At 40.5% G+C, this 18271-nt stretch carries 12 protein-coding genes and 1 pseudogene; 9 read left to right on the top strand and 4 right to left on the bottom strand.

Annotated elements, in window-relative coordinates; genetic code table 11:
* Nucleotides 1-25: 25 nt before the first annotated feature.
* Nucleotides 26-1675, bottom strand: a pseudogene (locus H7844_13130) (type I restriction-modification system subunit M).
* Nucleotides 1676-1957: 282 nt separating this feature from the next.
* Here H7844_13130 and H7844_13125 point away from each other — a divergent pair.
* Nucleotides 1958-3727: a phosphoenolpyruvate carboxykinase gene (locus tag H7844_13125; GenBank protein MEO5358220.1), complete on the top strand. Its 1770-nt coding sequence runs from the start codon at nucleotides 1958-1960 to the stop codon at nucleotides 3725-3727.
* A 197-nt stretch (nucleotides 3728-3924) separates the two neighbouring features.
* On the opposite strand, the gene H7844_13120 is transcribed toward H7844_13125, so the two are convergent.
* Nucleotides 3925-4206 carry a helix-turn-helix domain-containing protein gene (locus H7844_13120; protein MEO5358219.1) on the bottom strand — a complete coding sequence of 94 codons (282 nt, stop codon included), beginning with the start codon at nucleotides 4204-4206 and terminating at the stop codon, nucleotides 3925-3927.
* A gap of 284 nt (nucleotides 4207-4490) precedes the next feature.
* Here H7844_13120 and H7844_13115 point away from each other — a divergent pair, with 284 nt between their 5' ends.
* The 4 genes from H7844_13115 to H7844_13100 all read left to right on the top strand — a co-directional run bounded on the left by H7844_13115 (nucleotide 4491) and on the right by H7844_13100 (nucleotide 10703).
* On the top strand, nucleotides 4491-5243 hold the full coding sequence (locus tag H7844_13115; GenBank protein ID MEO5358218.1) for a helix-turn-helix domain-containing protein: 753 nt from the start codon (nucleotides 4491-4493) through the stop codon (nucleotides 5241-5243).
* An 85-nt stretch (nucleotides 5244-5328) separates the two neighbouring features.
* On the top strand, nucleotides 5329-7224 hold the full coding sequence (locus tag H7844_13110) for a tetratricopeptide repeat protein (GenBank protein ID MEO5358217.1): 1896 nt from the start codon (nucleotides 5329-5331) through the stop codon (nucleotides 7222-7224).
* Nucleotides 7225-7330: 106 nt separating this feature from the next.
* Nucleotides 7331-9238 (top strand): tetratricopeptide repeat protein, encoded by a 1908-nt coding sequence (locus H7844_13105; GenBank protein ID MEO5358216.1) that lies wholly within the window; start codon nucleotides 7331-7333, stop codon nucleotides 9236-9238.
* A gap of 22 nt (nucleotides 9239-9260) precedes the next feature.
* The gene (locus H7844_13100) at nucleotides 9261-10703 is read left to right on the top strand and encodes a flippase (protein MEO5358215.1); all 1443 of its coding nucleotides are present in this window, start codon (nucleotides 9261-9263) and stop codon (nucleotides 10701-10703) included.
* 142 nt (nucleotides 10704-10845) lie between these two features.
* Here the strand turns inward: H7844_13100 and H7844_13095 are convergent, their stop codons facing one another.
* Entirely contained in the window at nucleotides 10846-12669 is a 1824-nt protein-coding gene (locus H7844_13095) for a tetratricopeptide repeat protein (GenBank protein ID MEO5358214.1), read from the bottom strand.
* A 444-nt stretch (nucleotides 12670-13113) separates the two neighbouring features.
* On the opposite strand from H7844_13095, the gene H7844_13090 reads away from it, so the two are divergent.
* From H7844_13090 to H7844_13075, 4 genes are all read left to right on the top strand, one after another.
* Entirely contained in the window at nucleotides 13114-15129 is a 2016-nt protein-coding gene (locus tag H7844_13090; protein MEO5358213.1) for a DUF3365 domain-containing protein, read from the top strand.
* Nucleotides 15129-15548 (top strand): HEAT repeat domain-containing protein, encoded by a 420-nt coding sequence (locus H7844_13085; protein MEO5358212.1) that lies wholly within the window; start codon nucleotides 15129-15131, stop codon nucleotides 15546-15548. Before H7844_13090 ends, H7844_13085 begins: the two co-directional genes overlap by 1 nt.
* 95 nt (nucleotides 15549-15643) lie before the next feature.
* Nucleotides 15644-17209, top strand: a complete 1566-nt coding sequence (locus H7844_13080) for a hypothetical protein (GenBank protein MEO5358211.1) — start codon at nucleotides 15644-15646, stop codon at nucleotides 17207-17209.
* 370 nt (nucleotides 17210-17579) lie between these two features.
* Complete coding sequence (locus H7844_13075) at nucleotides 17580-17855, top strand: hypothetical protein (GenBank protein MEO5358210.1); 276 nt, start codon at nucleotides 17580-17582, stop codon at nucleotides 17853-17855.
* 43 nt (nucleotides 17856-17898) lie between these two features.
* Here the strand turns inward: H7844_13075 and H7844_13070 are convergent, their stop codons facing one another.
* Nucleotides 17899-18159 (bottom strand): hypothetical protein, encoded by a 261-nt coding sequence (locus H7844_13070; GenBank protein ID MEO5358209.1) that lies wholly within the window; start codon nucleotides 18157-18159, stop codon nucleotides 17899-17901.
* Nucleotides 18160-18271: the final 112 nt, after the last annotated feature.

The following is an 18271-nucleotide window of genomic DNA, read 5'->3' as shown; positions in this document are numbered from 1 at the left end:
ATAAGCTGTAGATTGCGAAGATGCTCTCAGCCCTTATATCCTCAAGTGACCTGAGGGGTTTATATTCGTAGAAATATTTAGTAAAACTAATCTCATAGCCTACCTTATCCCTGCTTCTGTCCATCCACGCATCCGGCACATGGGGAAGCACCTCATGCTTAAAATACTCTTCTATGCTTTCTTTAAGCGGCACTTTTTCATAATCCCTCAAAGATGTATCAGGCTTAGGTTTTCCCTGTCTATCCTTTACAGCCACACCGTTTTTAACAAGAGGCCGCTCTATGGTGACTTTCGTGTAACCAAATTCCCTGTTATCAAATATCTTACAATACTTGCCCTGACTGTACTCCGTGTAAATCTCCGTTATTTTCTGTATCTGTTCATCAGAGATATAATTCCTTTTATTCCCAAGACTCTTTCGCATCTTTTCATAAAAACCGACAGCATTAATAAGTTGAACCTTTCCTTTACGACGCTCAGGCTTTTTGTTTGTTACTATCCATATGTAAGTGGCAATTCCTGTATTGTAAAAAAGCTCGGTAGGGAGGGCTATTATTGCCTCAAGCCAATCGTTTTCTATAATCCATTTCCTGATATTACTCTCACCGCCTCCGGCATTACCTGTAAACAGAGGTGAACCATTAAAGATAATAGCTATCCTGCTTCCTTCCGGTTTCATTTTAGAAATCATGTGTTGCAGAAATAACAAAGCACCATCACTTACCCTTGGAAGCCCGGCAAAAAATCTGCCGTGAGGGTCTTGTGCTTCATTCTCAATAACTTCCTGTTCTTTTTTTCAACTCACCCCAAAGGGAGGATTACTTAACATATAGTTGAACCTCATATCTTTCAACCCATCCTCCGTAAAACTTGAACCATATTTTATGTTTTCAGAATCCTCACCCATTATAAGCATATCGGATTTAGCAATAGCGTATGTAATGTCATTACTTTCTTGACCATAAGGTAATATCTCAGCATTTGGATTTCTTGAAAGAATATATTCCTTCGTGATAGTAAGCATACCACCTGTTCCACATGCAGGGTCGTAAACACGGCGAATAATGCCCTTGCTCTTAATATCATCCTGATGTTCATCAAGAAGAAGATTAACCATAAGCCGAATGACTTCACGGGGGGTGTAGTGCTCCCCTGCTGTCTCATTAGACATTTCAGAGAATCTTCTAAGCAGTTCCTCGAATATGTAGCCCATTTCGTGATTAGAAACTTCATCGGGATGGAGGTCTATCTCGGCAAACTTAGTAATTAACATTAAAAGCAAATTATTTTTAGAGAGTTTGGCAACAACATTGCCTATTTTAAAGTTCTCTATAATGTCATAGACATTCTTACTAAAACCATTTATATAATTGTTGAAATTAAGTTCGATATTCTTTGCATCCTGTGAAAGTCTTTTAATGTCATAGTCTGAGGTGTTATAGAAATTTAAACCACTTACCCCCTTTAAAACAGCATAATATTCAGGGAGCACATCCTTGAGCTTTTGGTAGGATTTAATTACTTCATCTTTCTTGGGTTCAAAAACACAATCTAAACGCCTGAGCACTACAAACGGAAGTATAACATCCCCGTATTCATGTTGTTTAAATGTACCTCTTAAAATATCATCGGCAACCTGCCAAATAAAATTGGACTTTTCATGGAAATTATTCATTGATGTCTCGTAAAACAGTTATTTGAACCCAATAAATTGTAGCTCATATTATATGATGATGTAAACCTACACGCCTATGACCAAAACAATGTATAACCAGAAACATAAAAACTCACTGTGTTTATTCTGAGGGTGGTTCAGTGCGCTGCTTTACTATCATTATATAAATCCCTCCAATTTTTTAAATATTCGTTAAATTTTTTGCATTAATTCTGAAAAATCTGCTACAATGTTAAAGTTTATACAAGATTTTTTTAATATTATGAATTTTTGAGGTGAAAGATGCCAGGTAAGAGAAAACCCTACGTCATGACACGGGGGAAGATAATTTTTGATATTTCCGGTAATTACTGCGACTCACCTGCATTACTTCTGCAAAGTGATATTTTTATGGAAATTCTAACCCGCTTTATTGAACGCATTGCCTCGAAAGAATCGCATATCTATAGCCATATAAAAGCAAATGTGCCGCTAAGAAAACAAGGCAGCCTGCCTATGTATATGGCTGGTCTTTTCAGACTTCTTGCAACACACACGGCGGCGGAGATAGCAGCCCTCGGTAACACATACAATAAGGTGCTTTCCGAGAAAAGCAGCGTTTTGGAATTTGTGGAAGAACTTTATAATTACTGGAGGCGTTTTGAGAGATTTTTATATATGGAGGCGCCCAAACGCTCAAGATATACCACCTCAAGCATTCACCACTCCCAGTTTATAAAGACCAACACAGAACTGAAAAATCTTGTGCTTGAAACCTACAGGCAGATTAGAGAAAACCTGATAGGCAGCAACCCCCGCTCGTACAGACAACTCCCGGCAGGGGCAAACATGGGTATGCTTCTTGAGAGAATTCAGTGGGACTGCCCTGAGCTCTATCAGAGAATCAGAGAGATACCATTTATCCGTCTTACGATAATGGAGTCGCCCCTTATCCTGTATCCTAAGGCAAATACAAGAAAGGGGAGTTTCGAGGAGATAAAAAAACTAACCGAGGACATGATACTGCTTGTCAATGAGCAGTGGTTTTGTTATCCTGCAAAAGTTGGCCCACTGACGGCTTTTATATACTTTCATCAGGACTTTATCTCTCAGGCCCTTTCACTTTGCAACCTGTTTGAAATTTCCGACTACGAGGATATAGAAAATAAACGCCCTGATATGTTACTTTTCTATGGGTTGAAAACCGTGGATATTACCGCCGGCACTGCTTTTTACGAGGACGGGCAAAACAAAATGTTTATCGGTCTTGTACAACATTCTGAGGACATAGATTATTTCGGATATTTTAAGAAGCTACCCCTGACCCTACACAATATGACAATGCTAAAGCGCAAACGCCTGCCGGTTCATGGCGCTATGGTGTATCTGACTCTCAAAGACGGCTCCAGTGCAGGCATTGTAATTATAGGCGACAGCGGGGCCGGAAAGTCTGAATCCCTTGAAGCCCTCCGCACTCTTGCACAGGAGCATATCAGGGACATTACAGTTGTTTTTGATGATATGGGCTCACTTGCTTTGAATGATGACGGCGAACTCGTTGGTTACGGCACTGAAATAGGTGCATTTGTCCGCCTTGACGACCTGCACCCGGGTTACGCATACGAGGAGATAGACAGAAGTATTTTTATGAACCCGGATAAGATTAACGCAAGGCTCATTATTCCCGTTACAACGTATAACTACATCACTAAAGGTTTTGACATAGATATAGTGCTCTATGCTAATAATTATGAAGATGTTGACAGCCAAAAGAAGATAATAGATTTGTTCGGTAATGCCGGTGAAGCTCTTGAGGTGTTCAGAAACGGCGCAAGGTGCGCCAAGGGCACGACGGATGAAAAGGGAATTGTTAATACCTACTTTGCAAATCCCTTTGGCGCCCCGCAAAGACGGGAAATACACGAGGAACTGGCAGCGTTTTATTTTAATAAGATGTTTGACACCGGTGTCAGGGTAGGGCAGATAAGAACAAGGCTGGCTATAAAAGGTTATGCTCAGGAAGGACCAAAGGAGGCCGCTTTGGAGCTTCTTAAATTCATACAAAAAACTTAGCCTTATTTTCAATTATATTAATTCATATCCTGACACTTGCAATGTGCCTTGTGCCGTTATACCAAGTTGCAGTCAAAAGAGTAACGAGGCGGCAAGGAACAAGCGACGCCTCCCCTTACAGGGGATTCCCCTTTGGGGAGACGTTGAGGAGTTTGTGACAAAGCCAACAAAGTTAATCGAATGACTGCAACTTGGTATTAATCTCCCATGTTAAAAGGATGCCTGCTTTCAAGATACAACTGTAGCGCAGTTTTTGGTATTCGCCACCTGCCGGCTACTTTAGAGCCTGCCAGCTCTCCTATTTCCACAAGCCGGTACATCGTTATGTAACTCATTTTCAATATCTTTGCTGCCTCATTGAGTGTATAAAACTCCGGCCCCTTTGTTAACTCATCCCTTATCGGGTCAATCTCAAAAAATAAATTAATCTCATCTGAAATATTCATTAGCGCCTGAGCCCCCTCTGATTTTTTTTGCATCTATAACTTGTAATGTCTCTGAAGCGTTGATTAATACTTTTGAAATGTTTAAAATACATAACAGTATAGGTTGTAACGACATGTAAAGTAGGAAATCGCAGCTCATTACATGTCATATCCGGGTTATAAGGAGTGTTTAAACTGCGGGTATTTATCAGTTTAAGAGTAAATGTATTGTTCCATAATTGGAACATAATGCTTTTATTGTTGTTCATGCTTATACTGTAGCATAATTGGAACATAGTGTCAATTATTATTATGTGTTTCATATTTAGAGTTTTAATATGGATTTAAAAAGAAGGATTGGAGATTATACAGGCCAGTTGATGGCTCAATACCGGCTGACTTACAGGATGCTGGCTAACATGTTGGGAATAAGTCCCGGTAGATTAGCAGGCTACTGTAAGGCAAAGGAATTACCCCGGGCCGATATTCTTATAAAATTGGCAGACATTGGTGGAATCACGGTGGATGAGCTGCTGAGGACTGATAAATCACCGAAGCCAAGAGAAGTAATAGTAAGCACAGGTGCAAATGCAGGCGATACAACAAGAGGCATTAGTGAGGAAGATGTTGCCCATCAGGACGGGACATGTAATTATATGTACAAAAATGGAGACTTAACAGATGCACAGGCGGATAAACTCCATGCGCTTGCTCAAATGATTGTGGAGCTGGAAAAAGACGTCAGTGCAAGACCCAAAAGCCATGCAGCTGTCTATAATGCTCTTACTAAGCACTTTAAAGTACAATACTACAGGCAAATCAAAGAAGTGGAATTTCAAAAAGTGGAAGCTTACCTGCAAAGATGGATAGGAAAGCTAAAAAAAGCAAAAGCATTACCTGATAAGGACAGAGCACTGAGCAGAAAAAAACGCTGTTCAGATATCATAGCAATAACCATTAAGGAGCTTGGTTGGACCAGAAAAGGCCTGGATAATTACATATATGAAATTTACGGATTAAATACAATAAACGACCTTGAAGACTCCCAGCTTGAGCATCTGTACTCAAGGGTCTCGGCAATGAGAGGTTAACAGGTACTTTTTTATATCTGGAAAAACATCTTAAAAATTGCTATACTACCCATATCGGCCTTAGTAATAACTACGGAGACAAATAATGGAAGACACTCATAAAGGTGAAATTTTTAAAAATACTGTAATTATTGCAGCAATCATTGGGTTAACCTTTTTTGCATATTACGATGTGACGGGGTTTTCTTTTATTAACTACGATGACCACATGAACATAACTCAAAATCCTTATGTACAGGATGGATTGACTCTTAAAAGCATTAAATGGGCATTTGTTACAACATATAGCTATAACTGGATTCCTCTTTCATGGCTTTCTCACATGAGTGCGACCGAATTATTTGGTATGAATGCAGGCAGACACCATCTTGTAAACGTTATTATTCATACATTAAACGCATTGTTAATATTTTTTACCTTCAGGGCTATATCAATACCTGTTTTTCCCTGCGCCTTTGCTGCTTTAGCTTTTGCCGTTCACCCTATGCACACAGAGTCGGTAGCGTGGGTTTCAGAACGAAAGGACGTACTCTATACGTTTTTTTATTTCATATCAATTTATGCTTATTCTTATTATGTTAAAAAGCAGGGAAGTTTGAGATATACAATGGTTTTTCTAACCTTTGCCCTTTCTCTTATGTCTAAACCGATGGCGGTTACGCTTCCTCTTATTTTGCTTATTCTTGACTTTTGGCCGCTTGGCAGAATCAGATACGATGAAAAACAAGGGTTTCCAACAAGGACGGTGCTGAGTTGTGTTATGGAGAAAATCCCATTTTTTATGCTCTCAGCCCTTATGAGTCTGATTACCTATAGTGCTCAGGATACACAGGGTGCTGTTTCATCGGAACTATCGCTTGTTATCAGGCTTGAAAATGCTTTCTTGTCTTACGTTAAATATATATATATGATGTTTGTACCAATGAATCTTTCCGTTTTTTATCCGTATCCAACGTCAATATCAGTACTTCAGTTTATTCCATCCTTTTTGATAATTGTAATTATAAGCTTTCTGGCTGTAAAGTTTTCTCAAAGAATTCCATATCTATTTACAGGGTGGTTTTGGTTTATAGTGATGCTTCTGCCGGTTATAGGTTTTATACAGGCCGGTGCACAGGCCATTGCCGACAGATACACGTATGTGTCTTTTCTCGGACTTTTTCTTGTTATAGCGATGCCGTTGAATAGTTATTTTGAAAAGAAAAAAATCGGCAAATTAGTGTTAATTATTGCTGTCTCCGGCATTTTGATATATTACACTTGTTTAACTAAAAAGCAGGCAGGGTACTGGAGTGATTCGATGAGTCTTTTTCAGCACAGTGCAAGTGTCCGGCCTGATAATTATATTGCCCACTACAATCTTGGAAGTGAACTCAACAACAGGGGGCAATTTGAAGCTGCTTATGGAAACTTTAAAGAAACTGTCAGAGTTGTGCCAAACTATGTTCTTGCCTACGTGGGGATGGGCATTGCCTTAAATGGTTTGCAACAGACAGAGGCTGCCGCCGAGGCATTTATGGATGCTCTGTTTATAAATCCATCATTACCTGAGGCATATAACGGTCTTGGTATTACATTGTCAAAAATGGAGGATTTCAATAAAAAACCTCAAATAGCTGAATTTTTAAAAACTACTTTTGAAAATGACTTTACTGATAACTACAAAGCAGCGCTGGCTTGTTTTAATAAGGCGGTAACTCTTAAACCTGATTATGGTGATGCATATGTCAATTTGGGAAATATTTTGTTTTTTATCGGCAGGTACGAAAAAGCCATAGAGTCATTTAATGCTGCCATTCAAACAAGGCCCTATTTCCCTGAGGCGTACAACGGTATAGGGGTGGTCTTGATGAAAAATGGAAAATATCAGGAAGCAGCAGCATATTTTACAAAAGCTCTTTCTCAAAATGCTTCCGACCAGAAGGCAAAAAAGAATCTCGAGATTGCCAGGGCCTTGTATCTGAAGGCAAAACAGCTTTGAAGGTACTCATTATCTGAGATCAGGATATACTATAGCTGGAAATTTTAAATTCCTTATTCCTCCAATTGTTATATTGGCTTCAATAGCGGGAATTTATTTTCAGGTTATGTCTTTTGATTTTATTAACTACGACGACCCTGTTTATATTACTAATAATCCACTTGTCTTAAATGGGTTTACATTGAAAAGTTTTATACCTGCTTTTAAGGCAACAACCAATGGTAATTGGTCTCCACTTGTAGAGATTTCCAACATGTCGGCTGTGTCCGTGTTTGGTTTAAAGGCCTATGGTCACCATCTTATTAATGTTGCCCTGCATGTGGCTGCATCAATAGTGTTGTTTTATGTGATGCGTGCACTGTTTCACTCTGACGGAATTAGTTTATTTACGGCTCTTGCTTTTGCAACACACCCTATGCATGTGGAGCCGGTTGCGTGGATTTCCCAGAGGAAAGATGTGCTTTATGCTTTTTTCTTTTTTCTTTCAATGCTTCTGTATGTTGATTACGCTAAAAGGCCCTCAGCGTTAAAATATACTTTTACATTGATTGCCTTTATTTGCTCTCTGATGTCGAAAGCTATGGCGGTAACATTACCGGCTGTGTTATTGATTGCAGACATATACCCGTTAGAGAGATTTAGCGGCAGAGAGCGTAATCGTTCAATAATTTATGAGAAAATTCCTTTTTTCTTTTTTTCAATTGTAATTTCAGTCGTAACATATCTGGTACAGAAAAGTGCCGGAGCTGTTGAGACAAAGCAGCCGGTTGCTTTAATAATTCGTCTTGGCAATGCCGTTATTTCTTTGGCTGAATATGTAAGCAAACTTTTCATTCCTGTAAATATGTCTGTCTTTTATCCATACAGAGCCGGTATTGCTGTATGGGAAGTGTTGGTTTGTGCAGCTCTGATTACGGCAATGACTTTTTTAGCCGTTAAATATTTAAAGAAACGTCCTTATATTTTTACCGGCTGGTTTTTTTACTTAGTGACAATATCACCGGTTATCGGTATAATTCAGGCAGGTTCTCAGTCTGTGGCGGACAGATACACATACGTGCCCTATGTTGGTTTGTTTATTATCATTGCCTGCCTTGTGACGGAGTCTCTTCAAAAGTATGCTAAATATTGTGTTACAGCGGCGGCGGCAATAACCATTTTTGTCTTTATGTTGATTTCATTTAAGCAGATTTCAAGGTGGAAAGATTCTGAGACTCTTTTGAGGCATGGAATCAGTGTGACGGAAAATAATTATGTTTTATACAATAATTTAGCCGAAGTGCTCCAGAGACAGTGGAAAACTTCAGAGGCTCTGAAAAACTATTCAGCGGCTCTTTCAATAAAACCTGACTATGCCGATGCAAGGGCCGGTATAGGTATAGCATACATGTATGAGGGTAATTTCGATAAGGCGCTTGAAAACTTAAATATAGCTCTGCAATTAAACCCCAAATGTGTTGAGGCATACATAGCGCTGGCTGCAATAATCACAGCCCGGGGACAACAAGCAACAGCGCTTCAATACTTAAACAGGGGATTAAGCATAGCGCCAAACTCAGCCCTGCTCCGCTATAACCTTGGGGTAACGTACCTTGCTGCAGGGAAAAGTGCGGAGGCGTTGGAGAATTTAAAGATATCTGTAAATTTAAATCCTTACGATGCAAAGGCGTTTTTTTATCTTGGAAATGTTTATGCCGCACAAGGTAAACTAACGGAAGCTGAGAGCGCTTACCGGAGTGCTCTGCATTTGCAGCCGGACTATACTGATGCTATGGTTAATCTGGGAAATGTGTCTATTTATCAAAAACGTATAGAGGAAGCAGTCAAAATTTTTACTATAGCCTCAGAGTCTGCAATGGCGCCCCCTGAGGCATTTAATGGTCTGGGCAGCGCTCTTATAATGTCCGGGCAGCCCCAAAGGGCGATAAAACCCCTGCAAAGAGCTATTGAACTCAGACCGGATTTCAAGGAGGCTCTCGTTAATCTTGAAATTGCTAAGGCAAACCTAAGGTGATGTTGAAACTTTCAGGCACTAAATGGGACTGCTGAGGAACATATCATTTCTTACGGCATCACAGGTTGTCGAAAAGATTCTGAGTTTGTTAATCATAGTTTTTATTTCGAGAAAACTTGGCGCCGTGGAATTTGGTTTATACACACTGGTAATGTCCTTTGTTTCTTTGTTTTACTATTTTTATGACGGCGGGCTTGGGAATTTCTTAGTTAAGGAGGTTGGAAAGAACAGAGAGATAGGGAGGGGATATTTAAAAAGAATTTTTACTCTGCGTCTGGTTCTGTGTGTGTGTGCGGTGGTGCTTTCCCTTATTACAGCTTATATGGCTGGATATGGAAAAAGGGAGTTTTATGGAATAGTGATTTTTTCGTTTGCCACAGCCTTTGTGTATATTTCTTCAATTCTAAGGGCGCCGTTTATGGGGATTGAGAGGATGGAAATAGAGAGCGCCTTAACAGTTACTTTTAGGTTTCTCTGTGCAGCGGCAATATTGATTCTGTTGGCAATCGGCATAAAGATGCCGCTTTTGATGCTGCCTTATCTGTTTTCAGCTGTTGTAGTCATGTTTATGTCACTGTTTATTTTTAAGAGGTATTTTAACAATTACAAAACAGGTGGAGATGACGGCAATATAAAAATGTTGACAATTCTTAAAAACTCTGTTCCGTTTGCTTTAACAGCATTTATGGGTGAGGTTTTCTTTAATATAGACAAGGTGATACTGGCAAAGTATGAGACTCTCAGTGCGGTTGGGTTATATAACGGGGCGTATAAGATAGTCCTTGTGGGAATGTTTATACCTAGTGGTATAACTATGGCGGCATATCCGAGGATGGCTAACCTGTGGGTAAGCGGCAAGTCTGCAAGCGGTGATTTTATTAATCAGCTTACTAAACCGCTGCTGGCTCTGGGCTTATGTTTTTCGTTTATTACGGCGGTTAACTCAACCGAGATTACTACTGCCGTCTTTGGTGCTAAATTTTCAGACAGTGCCTATATCCTTAAACATCTCATATGGATAGTGCCGGCGATTTTTCTTGGCCATCTTACAGACATAGTGCTTCAGGCAACGCAGCGGCAGTGGTTTGCCTGTGTGTCCATGACAATTGCTGTTTCTGTAAATGTGCTGTTAAATTTTCTGCTTATTCCGGTTGTGCACGCCGCTGGGTGTGTCTATGCAGCGCTTGTAACGATTTACAGTGTTTTTATCGTTCGTATGTATATAATCAATAAAGATGTTAATGGTGCTTTCAAACCGTGGTTATACATAAGATTTTTGCTGATAACTTTGTTTAGCGGTACTCTGTGTTATGTAATAAAGGGATATTTACCATGGCAGGCGGAGGCTGCGTTTGGGGTTTTTGTTTTTTTTGCGGGCTTATACGCCGCAGGGTGTATAACCAGGAGGGATGTTAAGTTTCTTTTGGAAATCAGAAAGGCGGGGGCGAATAATTATTCGCCCTAATACCAAGTAGCAGTCAAAAGAGTAACGAGGCGGCAAGGAGAAAGCGACAAAGGCGTACTATGCTCGTACGTCAAGGAGCTTTGGACGAAGCCAACAAAGTTAATCGAATGAATGCTACTTGGTATAACGGCTTTTTATGATATTACCGCTGTGAGGATATATCCTCTATAGCTTTTCTTATTACTTTGGATTCGGGGGCAAGTTTTAGTGCTGCTGCAAGGCACTCCAATGCCCCTGCAGTGTTGCCGTTTTGTTTCAATGCCAGTGCCTTGTTATAGAGCATTTCAGGGCTTTTAGGATTAATCGTAAGCCCTGCCGTAAACATCTCTGCTGCCTCAACCAATCTGCCTAATCCCATAAGCGCTATCCCTTTGTTGTTGATAGCTTCAACATCACCGGGCGTTATCTCTAATGAGAGAGAAAGATAGCGCACCGCCTGAAGGTATTTTTTATCTTTCAGATATCTTAGTCCTTCCCGTTTATAATAAAAAGCCTCGCTTATCTGTGAACTCGAAAATTTGGTTTTAGAATAATAATCGTAAGCCTCATCAATTCTGCCAAGCTTTGTAAGGGCATATCCCATTTTATAATTAAGTGATGGGGAGGAGGGATTAATCTCAAGCCCTTTTTGTAAGAGATTAATAGCCTCTGAGTACCTTCCATGGGCAATCAGCTCCGCCCCGTAGTTATTGTACGACTGAAAACTGCGCGGTGATACGGTGACGGCATAACTAAACAGAGTCAGCGAGTCCCTCCACCGTTGCACTTGCCTGAGGGATATGATGGAAAAAACAGATAGTATGGCTACTGAGATGAAAACCGGCAATACGGCTGCTGTGTTCTGTCCATTTGTTTTTAGAAAAGCACTTTCTTTGTATTTATCCAGGCTCTTGTGTTTAAGTAAGTCCGGTAATCCTGCTGCTGCAATAATGAATATTCCTATGGCTGAGAGATAAGCATGGCGGTCTGACATGGGGTCACGTCCGGCAAAAAAAACTCTGCTGACAGGGAAAAGTACGATAAGAAACCATGCCCACCCAAAAAGAAAATACGGGTGTGTTTTTCTCAATTTGAAAGCTAAAAATGTAATTACTATAAGAAATAAGGCGGAAAAAATAAATTTTAAAGTTATGAAACCCTCAGGGTATGGATAGAAAAGAATCAGGTTAACCGGGCATATCATTTTTAAAATGTAATTTACGTATGACACCATAGAGTATCCGATGCGGGATGTAAGGGGAAATACGCTTAGTGTGGCAATCGCTGAGCCCTCTGCATGAAGATTATAGGTTATCAGACTGCTTAAAAAAGCTGGAATTATAAAGGGGATTTTCTCGGCAATTGAAAGTTTTGAAAATCGTCTGAGTGGCCAAAAGTCAAGAAGAAACAACACAACAGGCAAGGTCACAGCCATAGGTTTAGACAACAGACTTAGTACAAAAAAAGTGAAACAGAGAAAGTAGTAATTTTTTTTGAGAGTTTTCCCGTACTTTAAATAAGCAATAAGCGATGGAAACCAAAATGTTGTATATAAGAGATTTTTCTTTTCCGATACCCATGCCACAGATTCAACATTTAAAGGGTGCAGGGTAAAGAGTGCAGCTATAAAGAGTGCCTGTAAGGGGGGGATTGTGAGCCTTTCAAGAAACACAAGCAGCAGGAGGGTGTTTACAATGTGGAGAATAAGGCTTGTCAAATGATGCCCTGCGGGGTTTACACCAAAAATCTGAGTGTCAGACATGTGGGCAAGCCATGTGAGGGGATGGTAGTTAAAAAAATAGTTGGTATTAAATGCCCATTTCAATCCCTCCAGCGTGAGGCCGTCACCTACATATGAGTTTTCTGTGACATACTGTGGGTCGTCACAATTAATAAAGCCGTTTTCCCTAAGCGGAAAATAAACAACCATGGCGGCAGCCACGATAAGTAAAACCAGTGTTGTTTTATTAAAACGGTTGTGCATCATTAAAAGCACCTCAGTTGCTGCTAAGACTAATACCAAGTAGCAGTCAAAAGAGTAACGAGGCGGCAAGGAGAAAGCGACCTCCCCTTACAGGGGATTCCCCTTTTAGGGGAGCGTACGTCAAGGAGCTTTCGACGATGCCAACAAAGTTAATCGAATGAATGCAACTTGGTATAAACTCTGCAATTTTAAGCATACATGCATTATTTGTCAAGAAAAATTTCCACCTTCCGGCTCTGGTTTCGTTAATTGCACATTTAAAATTTGATATATAGGGTAATAAAGTGATAAACTAAGAGAACCAAATATGTCAAGAGCGTTCGATTGCCGTATAAAGCCTGTTTTTTAAGCCAAAAAAGGAAAGGATTCCAGCTCGGGGGCTGGAATGGCAGATAGAGGAAAGGCTTTAAAAGCAAACACATACAAAGAGTTACTTAGGAGGATTGGTTGTTTTCAGTAAGTGGTTATATGAGGTCAGGATTGTACTATGTCTTACCGGTATTTATATGGGCGGTCATGGTGTTTGCTTCCTTAGCGTGGGATTTAGCCAACCAAAATAATGTTCTGAGGAATATGGCTTTAGAGAAGGGCAGAAATATTTTCAGGTTTATAGAACTCTCCCGTCTCTGGAGTGCCGGCCACGGCGGGCTCTATGCTATAATCTCGGAAAAGGCACAGCCCAATCCATACTTGAATGTTCCCAACAGAGATATAACCACGGTAACCGGCCTGAAGCTGACTCTGATTAATCCGGCCTATATGACAAGGCAAATAGGTGAAATATCTAAAGGTCTGAGTGATACATCATTTCATATAACAAGTTTAAAACCCCTGCGGCCTGAAAACAGGGCGGATAACCAGGAAGAGAAATACTTAAAGATGTTTGAGTCCGGTACTGCCGAGGCAATTGAGCTGATAGGAGGCATCAAAGACGGCACCTACAGGTACATGGCTCCGCTTAGGGTTAAAGAGCCGTGTATGAAATGCCATGCCGCACAGGGGTATGCAGTCGGAGACATCAGGGGTGGGATAAGTGTAACGTATCCGGCCTCATCAATCTATACTTTGATGAAACCCCAGAGGATTAATGCCTTGTCTATACATGTTGCTGTTTTTGTTATAACGGCGGTGGCTCTGATTGTGTTACTAAGAAAGTTACATGCGCAGTGGTTTATTCTTAAGAGCGCAAAAGATAAGACAGACGCTGAGGTTGCCAACCGGACGTCCGAACTTAAGTACATAAATGAGCTGTTGAGAAATCAGATAGAACAACGCAAGGTTGTTGAGGAAAAATTGAGGCTCTTTGAGTTAATAGTGCAAAACAGCCCTGTAACTGTTGTAATAACCTCTAAGGATGCGGAAATAGAGTATGTAAACCCGCATTTTGTCCACTTAACCGGTTATTTGCCTGAGGAGGTTCTGGGCAAAAAACCCAGCATTATAAAATCTGAGCAAACACCGCCTGAAGTGTACGAAGGTATGTGGGAAAAAATAAAAAATGGTGATGACTGGTACGGTGAATTATTAAATAAAAAGAAAAATGGAGACCTGTACTGGGAATCTGTAAAAATAGTACCGATAAAAAATGATGAGGGAGATATAATCCATTTTCTTGCGGTAAAAGAGGATATAACGGCAAGAAGGAGGCTTCAGAATGAGCTGTGTACACTCAATGAAAGCCTTAAAGAAGAGGTCTCAAGTGAGATAGAGAAAAATCAAAAAAGAGAACGCCTGCTTATGCATCAGTCAAAACTGGCCTCTATGGGGGAGATGATAGGCGCCATAGCCCATCAGTGGAGACAGCCGCTTAGCTCTATTGCCCTGCTTATACAGGACATCGAGGACTCCTATATATATGGAGAGTTAAGCAGGGAGCGCATACATGAAATAGTGTCTAAGTCTATGGTTCAAATTAAGTACATGTCTGCAACAATTGATGATTTCAGAAATTTTTTCCAACCATCAAAGGAGAAAATAAAATTTAACGTTATCGCTGTGATTGATGAGGTTTTGTCTATTTTACACGCCCAACTTAAGAGTCATTCTGTAAATACTCAGATAGAGTCTAAGGTGGCTGACCTGCCGTTGTCCTTTGGTCATCCAAATGAGTTTAAACAGGTTATGCTTAATTTGATCAATAATGCCAAAGATGCTATAAGCGAAAAAAGAGATAAAGCTAAATCAACAGGTAAATCTTTAACAGGCCATGGAGAAATTCGTATAGAGGTGGACACGGAGGATGGCAATATTGTGATAATGGTTAAAGACAACGGGGGGGGAATTGCGGAGGAGACCATGGACAGAATATTTGAACCCTACTTTACAACAAAAGAGCAGGGAAAAGGCACTGGGATAGGGCTCTACATGTCTAAAGTAATTGTAGAAAATAATATGAACGGCAGGCTGACTGTTGAGAATTCAGAAGATGGCGCCCTGTTTAAAGTTTTAATTCCTGGTGCCTGATGATGGAAGAAATGTATGGTAAGACTGATGATAACCAATCCTTTGGTGATATGGTGGCGGATTACATGGAAAAGGGGTTTCTGGATAATATTGTGTCAATGTTTAAGGCCGACAGAGATGCCTGTAGTCTCATTGTCAGACTTATCAGGGATGAGAGAATGAGGGTACGAATCGGTGCTATAGCCCTTGTTGAAGAACTGGTGGCGCTGCCGTGGAGGGATGAGCTGGCTGATATGTTGCTGCCGCTTTTAGAGGACGAAAGCCCTCTTGTCAGAGGGGATGCTGCTTATTGCTTTGGTATTATCGGCGGAGACTCTCACATAGAGCATTTAAGTAAGCTTAAGGGGGATGCAGTAAAGGATGTCTCAGAAGCCGCCACTGAGGCTATTGAGAGTATTATGAATGAAAAAAAACTTTAATCGGCAGGTTTTTTTTTGCCGTTAAGTGTATAATCAATATACATTTTATTCGAGGCTCGGGAGTTTTTTTTACCGAACGTTGGAGGCGGGAGTAAATGATGGTAGTTGATACCCTATTGTTTAGCATAGGTGCAGGAGTTATTTTAGTTATTATATCGTTATTTTTTCTACTTAGGGTATTAAAGAAAAGGAAAGTGGTTTCAGTTTATACCGAAAGAGTTGCGGCTGCGGATAAACTGTTGGAGGACGGCTTTTCAGAGGAGGCTTTGAATACGTATGTTGATATAATTGTTGACATCTCTCCAGGGAAGGTTCCGGTGGTTTATGGGCACATAAAAAACAACATAGGGATTTGTTACCGCAAATTAGCCCTTGGTGATGAAAAAGAGAAGTATCTGAAGAAAGCGAAATCCGCCTATAATGAAGCGCTCACGGTTTTTAAGTTTAAGGATAAACCGTTTGACTATGGCATGGTGAATATGAATCTTGGAAATACATGTTGGGCAATTTATGAGCTACAGGGGATGGACAATGATTTACTTGATGCTATATCGGCTTTTGAAGCGGCGGTTACGGTGTATAATCTAAATGACGATGCACTGAAATACGGCAACATCCAAAACAGCCTGGGGCTTGCCTACAGAGCGTTGAGTGAGCTTAAAGACAGGGATGAAAACCTGAACCGTGCTGTTAGGGCTTTTACTGAGGCTCTTAGGGGCAGAACAGATCATGAGCATCCAAAGGAGTACGGAATAACACACAACAGCCTTGGCCACACTCTGTGGGAACTATCACGGTACAGGGATAAGCAGGAAAACCTGGGTAAAGCGGCGGAGTCTTTTGAGAAGGCGTTAAGAGTACGTACCCTTGTTAGTAATGCAGGAGATTATGCCGAGACGCAAACCAACCTTGGTAATGTTTACTGTGATCTTTCAGAGGTTGAAAACAGGGCGGTGTATCTTAATAAAGCCATAAGTGCGTATGAGGAGGCTATAAAGGTGCGAACATATGTGGAGTTTCCTTCCGAATATGGTATGCTTCAAAATAATCTGGGCAGCGCATACGGCGCTCTTGCCGAGGTACAAGACAAGAGTGGTAATTTGAAAAAGGCTATACAGGCTTTTAAGGAAACCCTCAGGGTATATACTTTTGAAACATCTCCCATGGACTATGCCATGGCTCAGATAAATGTGGCAAACGCCTATTTCTTATATGCTGAGACTGCTGAAAAAGAGGCAAACCTTAAGCTGGCTATTTTCGCATACAAGGAAGCCTTGAAAGTCTATGTGCCGGAGAGTACGCCGGAGGAGTATTTTAAGACTCAATCGGCATTGGGAAATGCTTATAACAGCCTCTCAGAGCTGACAGACAAAGAGCAAAATATCATGAAGGCGATTCGTAGCTTTGAGAAAGCCCTCAAAATCCCAGCTATGGAAGAACAATATCCGGCTAAATACACATCAATATTATTTAACCTGGGCAACATGTGTTACAGTCTTTCCTTTATAGACAACAAGGAAGAAAACCTTATTAAAGCCTTACAAGCCTATGAAAGTGCACTTGGTTTTCTGATTGAGAAGGAAAACCCTGTAAGACATGCCGAGATTAAAAGCAAAACAGAGGCTATTGCACGGATTTTGTTACAGGATAAAAAAGGGTAGGGCGGGCAGGCCGGCAATGATGCGTATTACAAACTGAAGGCTACCCTTTTTAAGCGACAGGGACTACTTCTTATTTTTCTACACTCTCTAAACGTTATAGAACCTAAAAACAGAATATCCCGCTATTTGCTTCAATGCTTTTTAAGCCTCATCGAGAATTGCCGGCTACTTGGTATAAAATATGTTCTTGATTAGCAAGAAAGTTTTTTGTTACAATAGCTGATACCAAGTTGCATTCAGAAGTATAACAAGGCGGCAAGGAGAAGGCGACGCAGGCGTACTGTTTAGTACGTTGAGGAGCTTTTGACGAAGCCAACGAAGTTAGACGATTGAATGCAACTTGGTATGAATGTAAATTTCCGGAGGTGGCATGAAAGAGAAAGATAATGATATGAAAACGATTGAGGAGATGCAAGAGATAATAGTGCAGCTTAAGAGGCGGCTGGATGGGCTTGATCTCAGAGTGGAAGCATTAGAGACGGCTGCGGTGGAAACTAAAAAAAAACTGGCTGAAATAAAATATGAGCTTTCCCAAAAGCCCGACAGAGATGAGGTAAGAGAAATAGTCAGAGATGAATTAGCTAAGTTTCTTGCGGAATATAGTTGCAACAGCGCAGAAATCAGTAAGTACATTTCCAACAATTAGGGAGTTTTACTTATAAAATAAATTGCCTTTACAGTTAGTTCCGCTAACAATGATTAAAAAAAGCGCCGGTCTCAGGCGATAGGGCATTTGCAATGATAAATAGAAAATACCGGTGAGAGCCCAATCTGTCATTGACAGCAATGTGAAGCAATAGTTTCACCTTATTCCCTGTTTCCAATGGTATCAGAGACTGAGGTACTACTATAAAGGCAATAAAATTTATTTTTTCATCAATAATACTAAAACCCGTAAGGATTTTCTTCATTTTATATGTTTTTGAACATGACTCTCCCTTTGTTTTCAATTAGAATGCCCAACCACGTCTGCTATTGGAAATTATAACGGAAGTTCCGAGTGTCAAAACGTCTAAGGGTTTGAAAACAGAGGAGAAAAGGCATATTCGGTAAAAATATGTA

The sequence above is a fragment of the Nitrospirae bacterium YQR-1 genome (genome assembly GCA_039908095.1).
Classification (GTDB): Bacteria; Nitrospirota; Thermodesulfovibrionia; order Thermodesulfovibrionales; family Magnetobacteriaceae; genus Magnetomonas.
This window is presented reverse-complemented; position numbering and strand designations above follow the sequence as displayed.

What these genes read in the sequence shown, in the direction of transcription:
- H7844_13095 (MEO5358214.1), bottom strand. Translation starts at nt 12,669, where the DNA reads ATGATGCACAACCGTTTTAATAAAACAACACTGGTTTTACTTATCGTG.
- H7844_13075 (MEO5358210.1), top strand. Translation starts at nt 17,580, where the DNA reads ATGAAAGAGAAAGATAATGATATGAAAACGATTGAGGAGATGCAAGAG.
- H7844_13115 (MEO5358218.1), top strand. Translation starts at nt 4,491, where the DNA reads ATGGATTTAAAAAGAAGGATTGGAGATTATACAGGCCAGTTGATGGCT.
- H7844_13100 (MEO5358215.1), top strand. Translation starts at nt 9,261, where the DNA reads ATGGGACTGCTGAGGAACATATCATTTCTTACGGCATCACAGGTTGTC.
- H7844_13080 (MEO5358211.1), top strand. Translation starts at nt 15,644, where the DNA reads ATGATGGTAGTTGATACCCTATTGTTTAGCATAGGTGCAGGAGTTATT.
- H7844_13125 (MEO5358220.1), top strand. Translation starts at nt 1,958, where the DNA reads ATGCCAGGTAAGAGAAAACCCTACGTCATGACACGGGGGAAGATAATT.
- H7844_13085 (MEO5358212.1), top strand. Translation starts at nt 15,129, where the DNA reads ATGATGGAAGAAATGTATGGTAAGACTGATGATAACCAATCCTTTGGT.
- H7844_13110 (MEO5358217.1), top strand. Translation starts at nt 5,329, where the DNA reads ATGGAAGACACTCATAAAGGTGAAATTTTTAAAAATACTGTAATTATT.
- H7844_13120 (MEO5358219.1), bottom strand. Translation starts at nt 4,206, where the DNA reads ATGCAAAAAAAATCAGAGGGGGCTCAGGCGCTAATGAATATTTCAGAT.
- H7844_13105 (MEO5358216.1), top strand. Translation starts at nt 7,331, where the DNA reads ATGTCTTTTGATTTTATTAACTACGACGACCCTGTTTATATTACTAAT.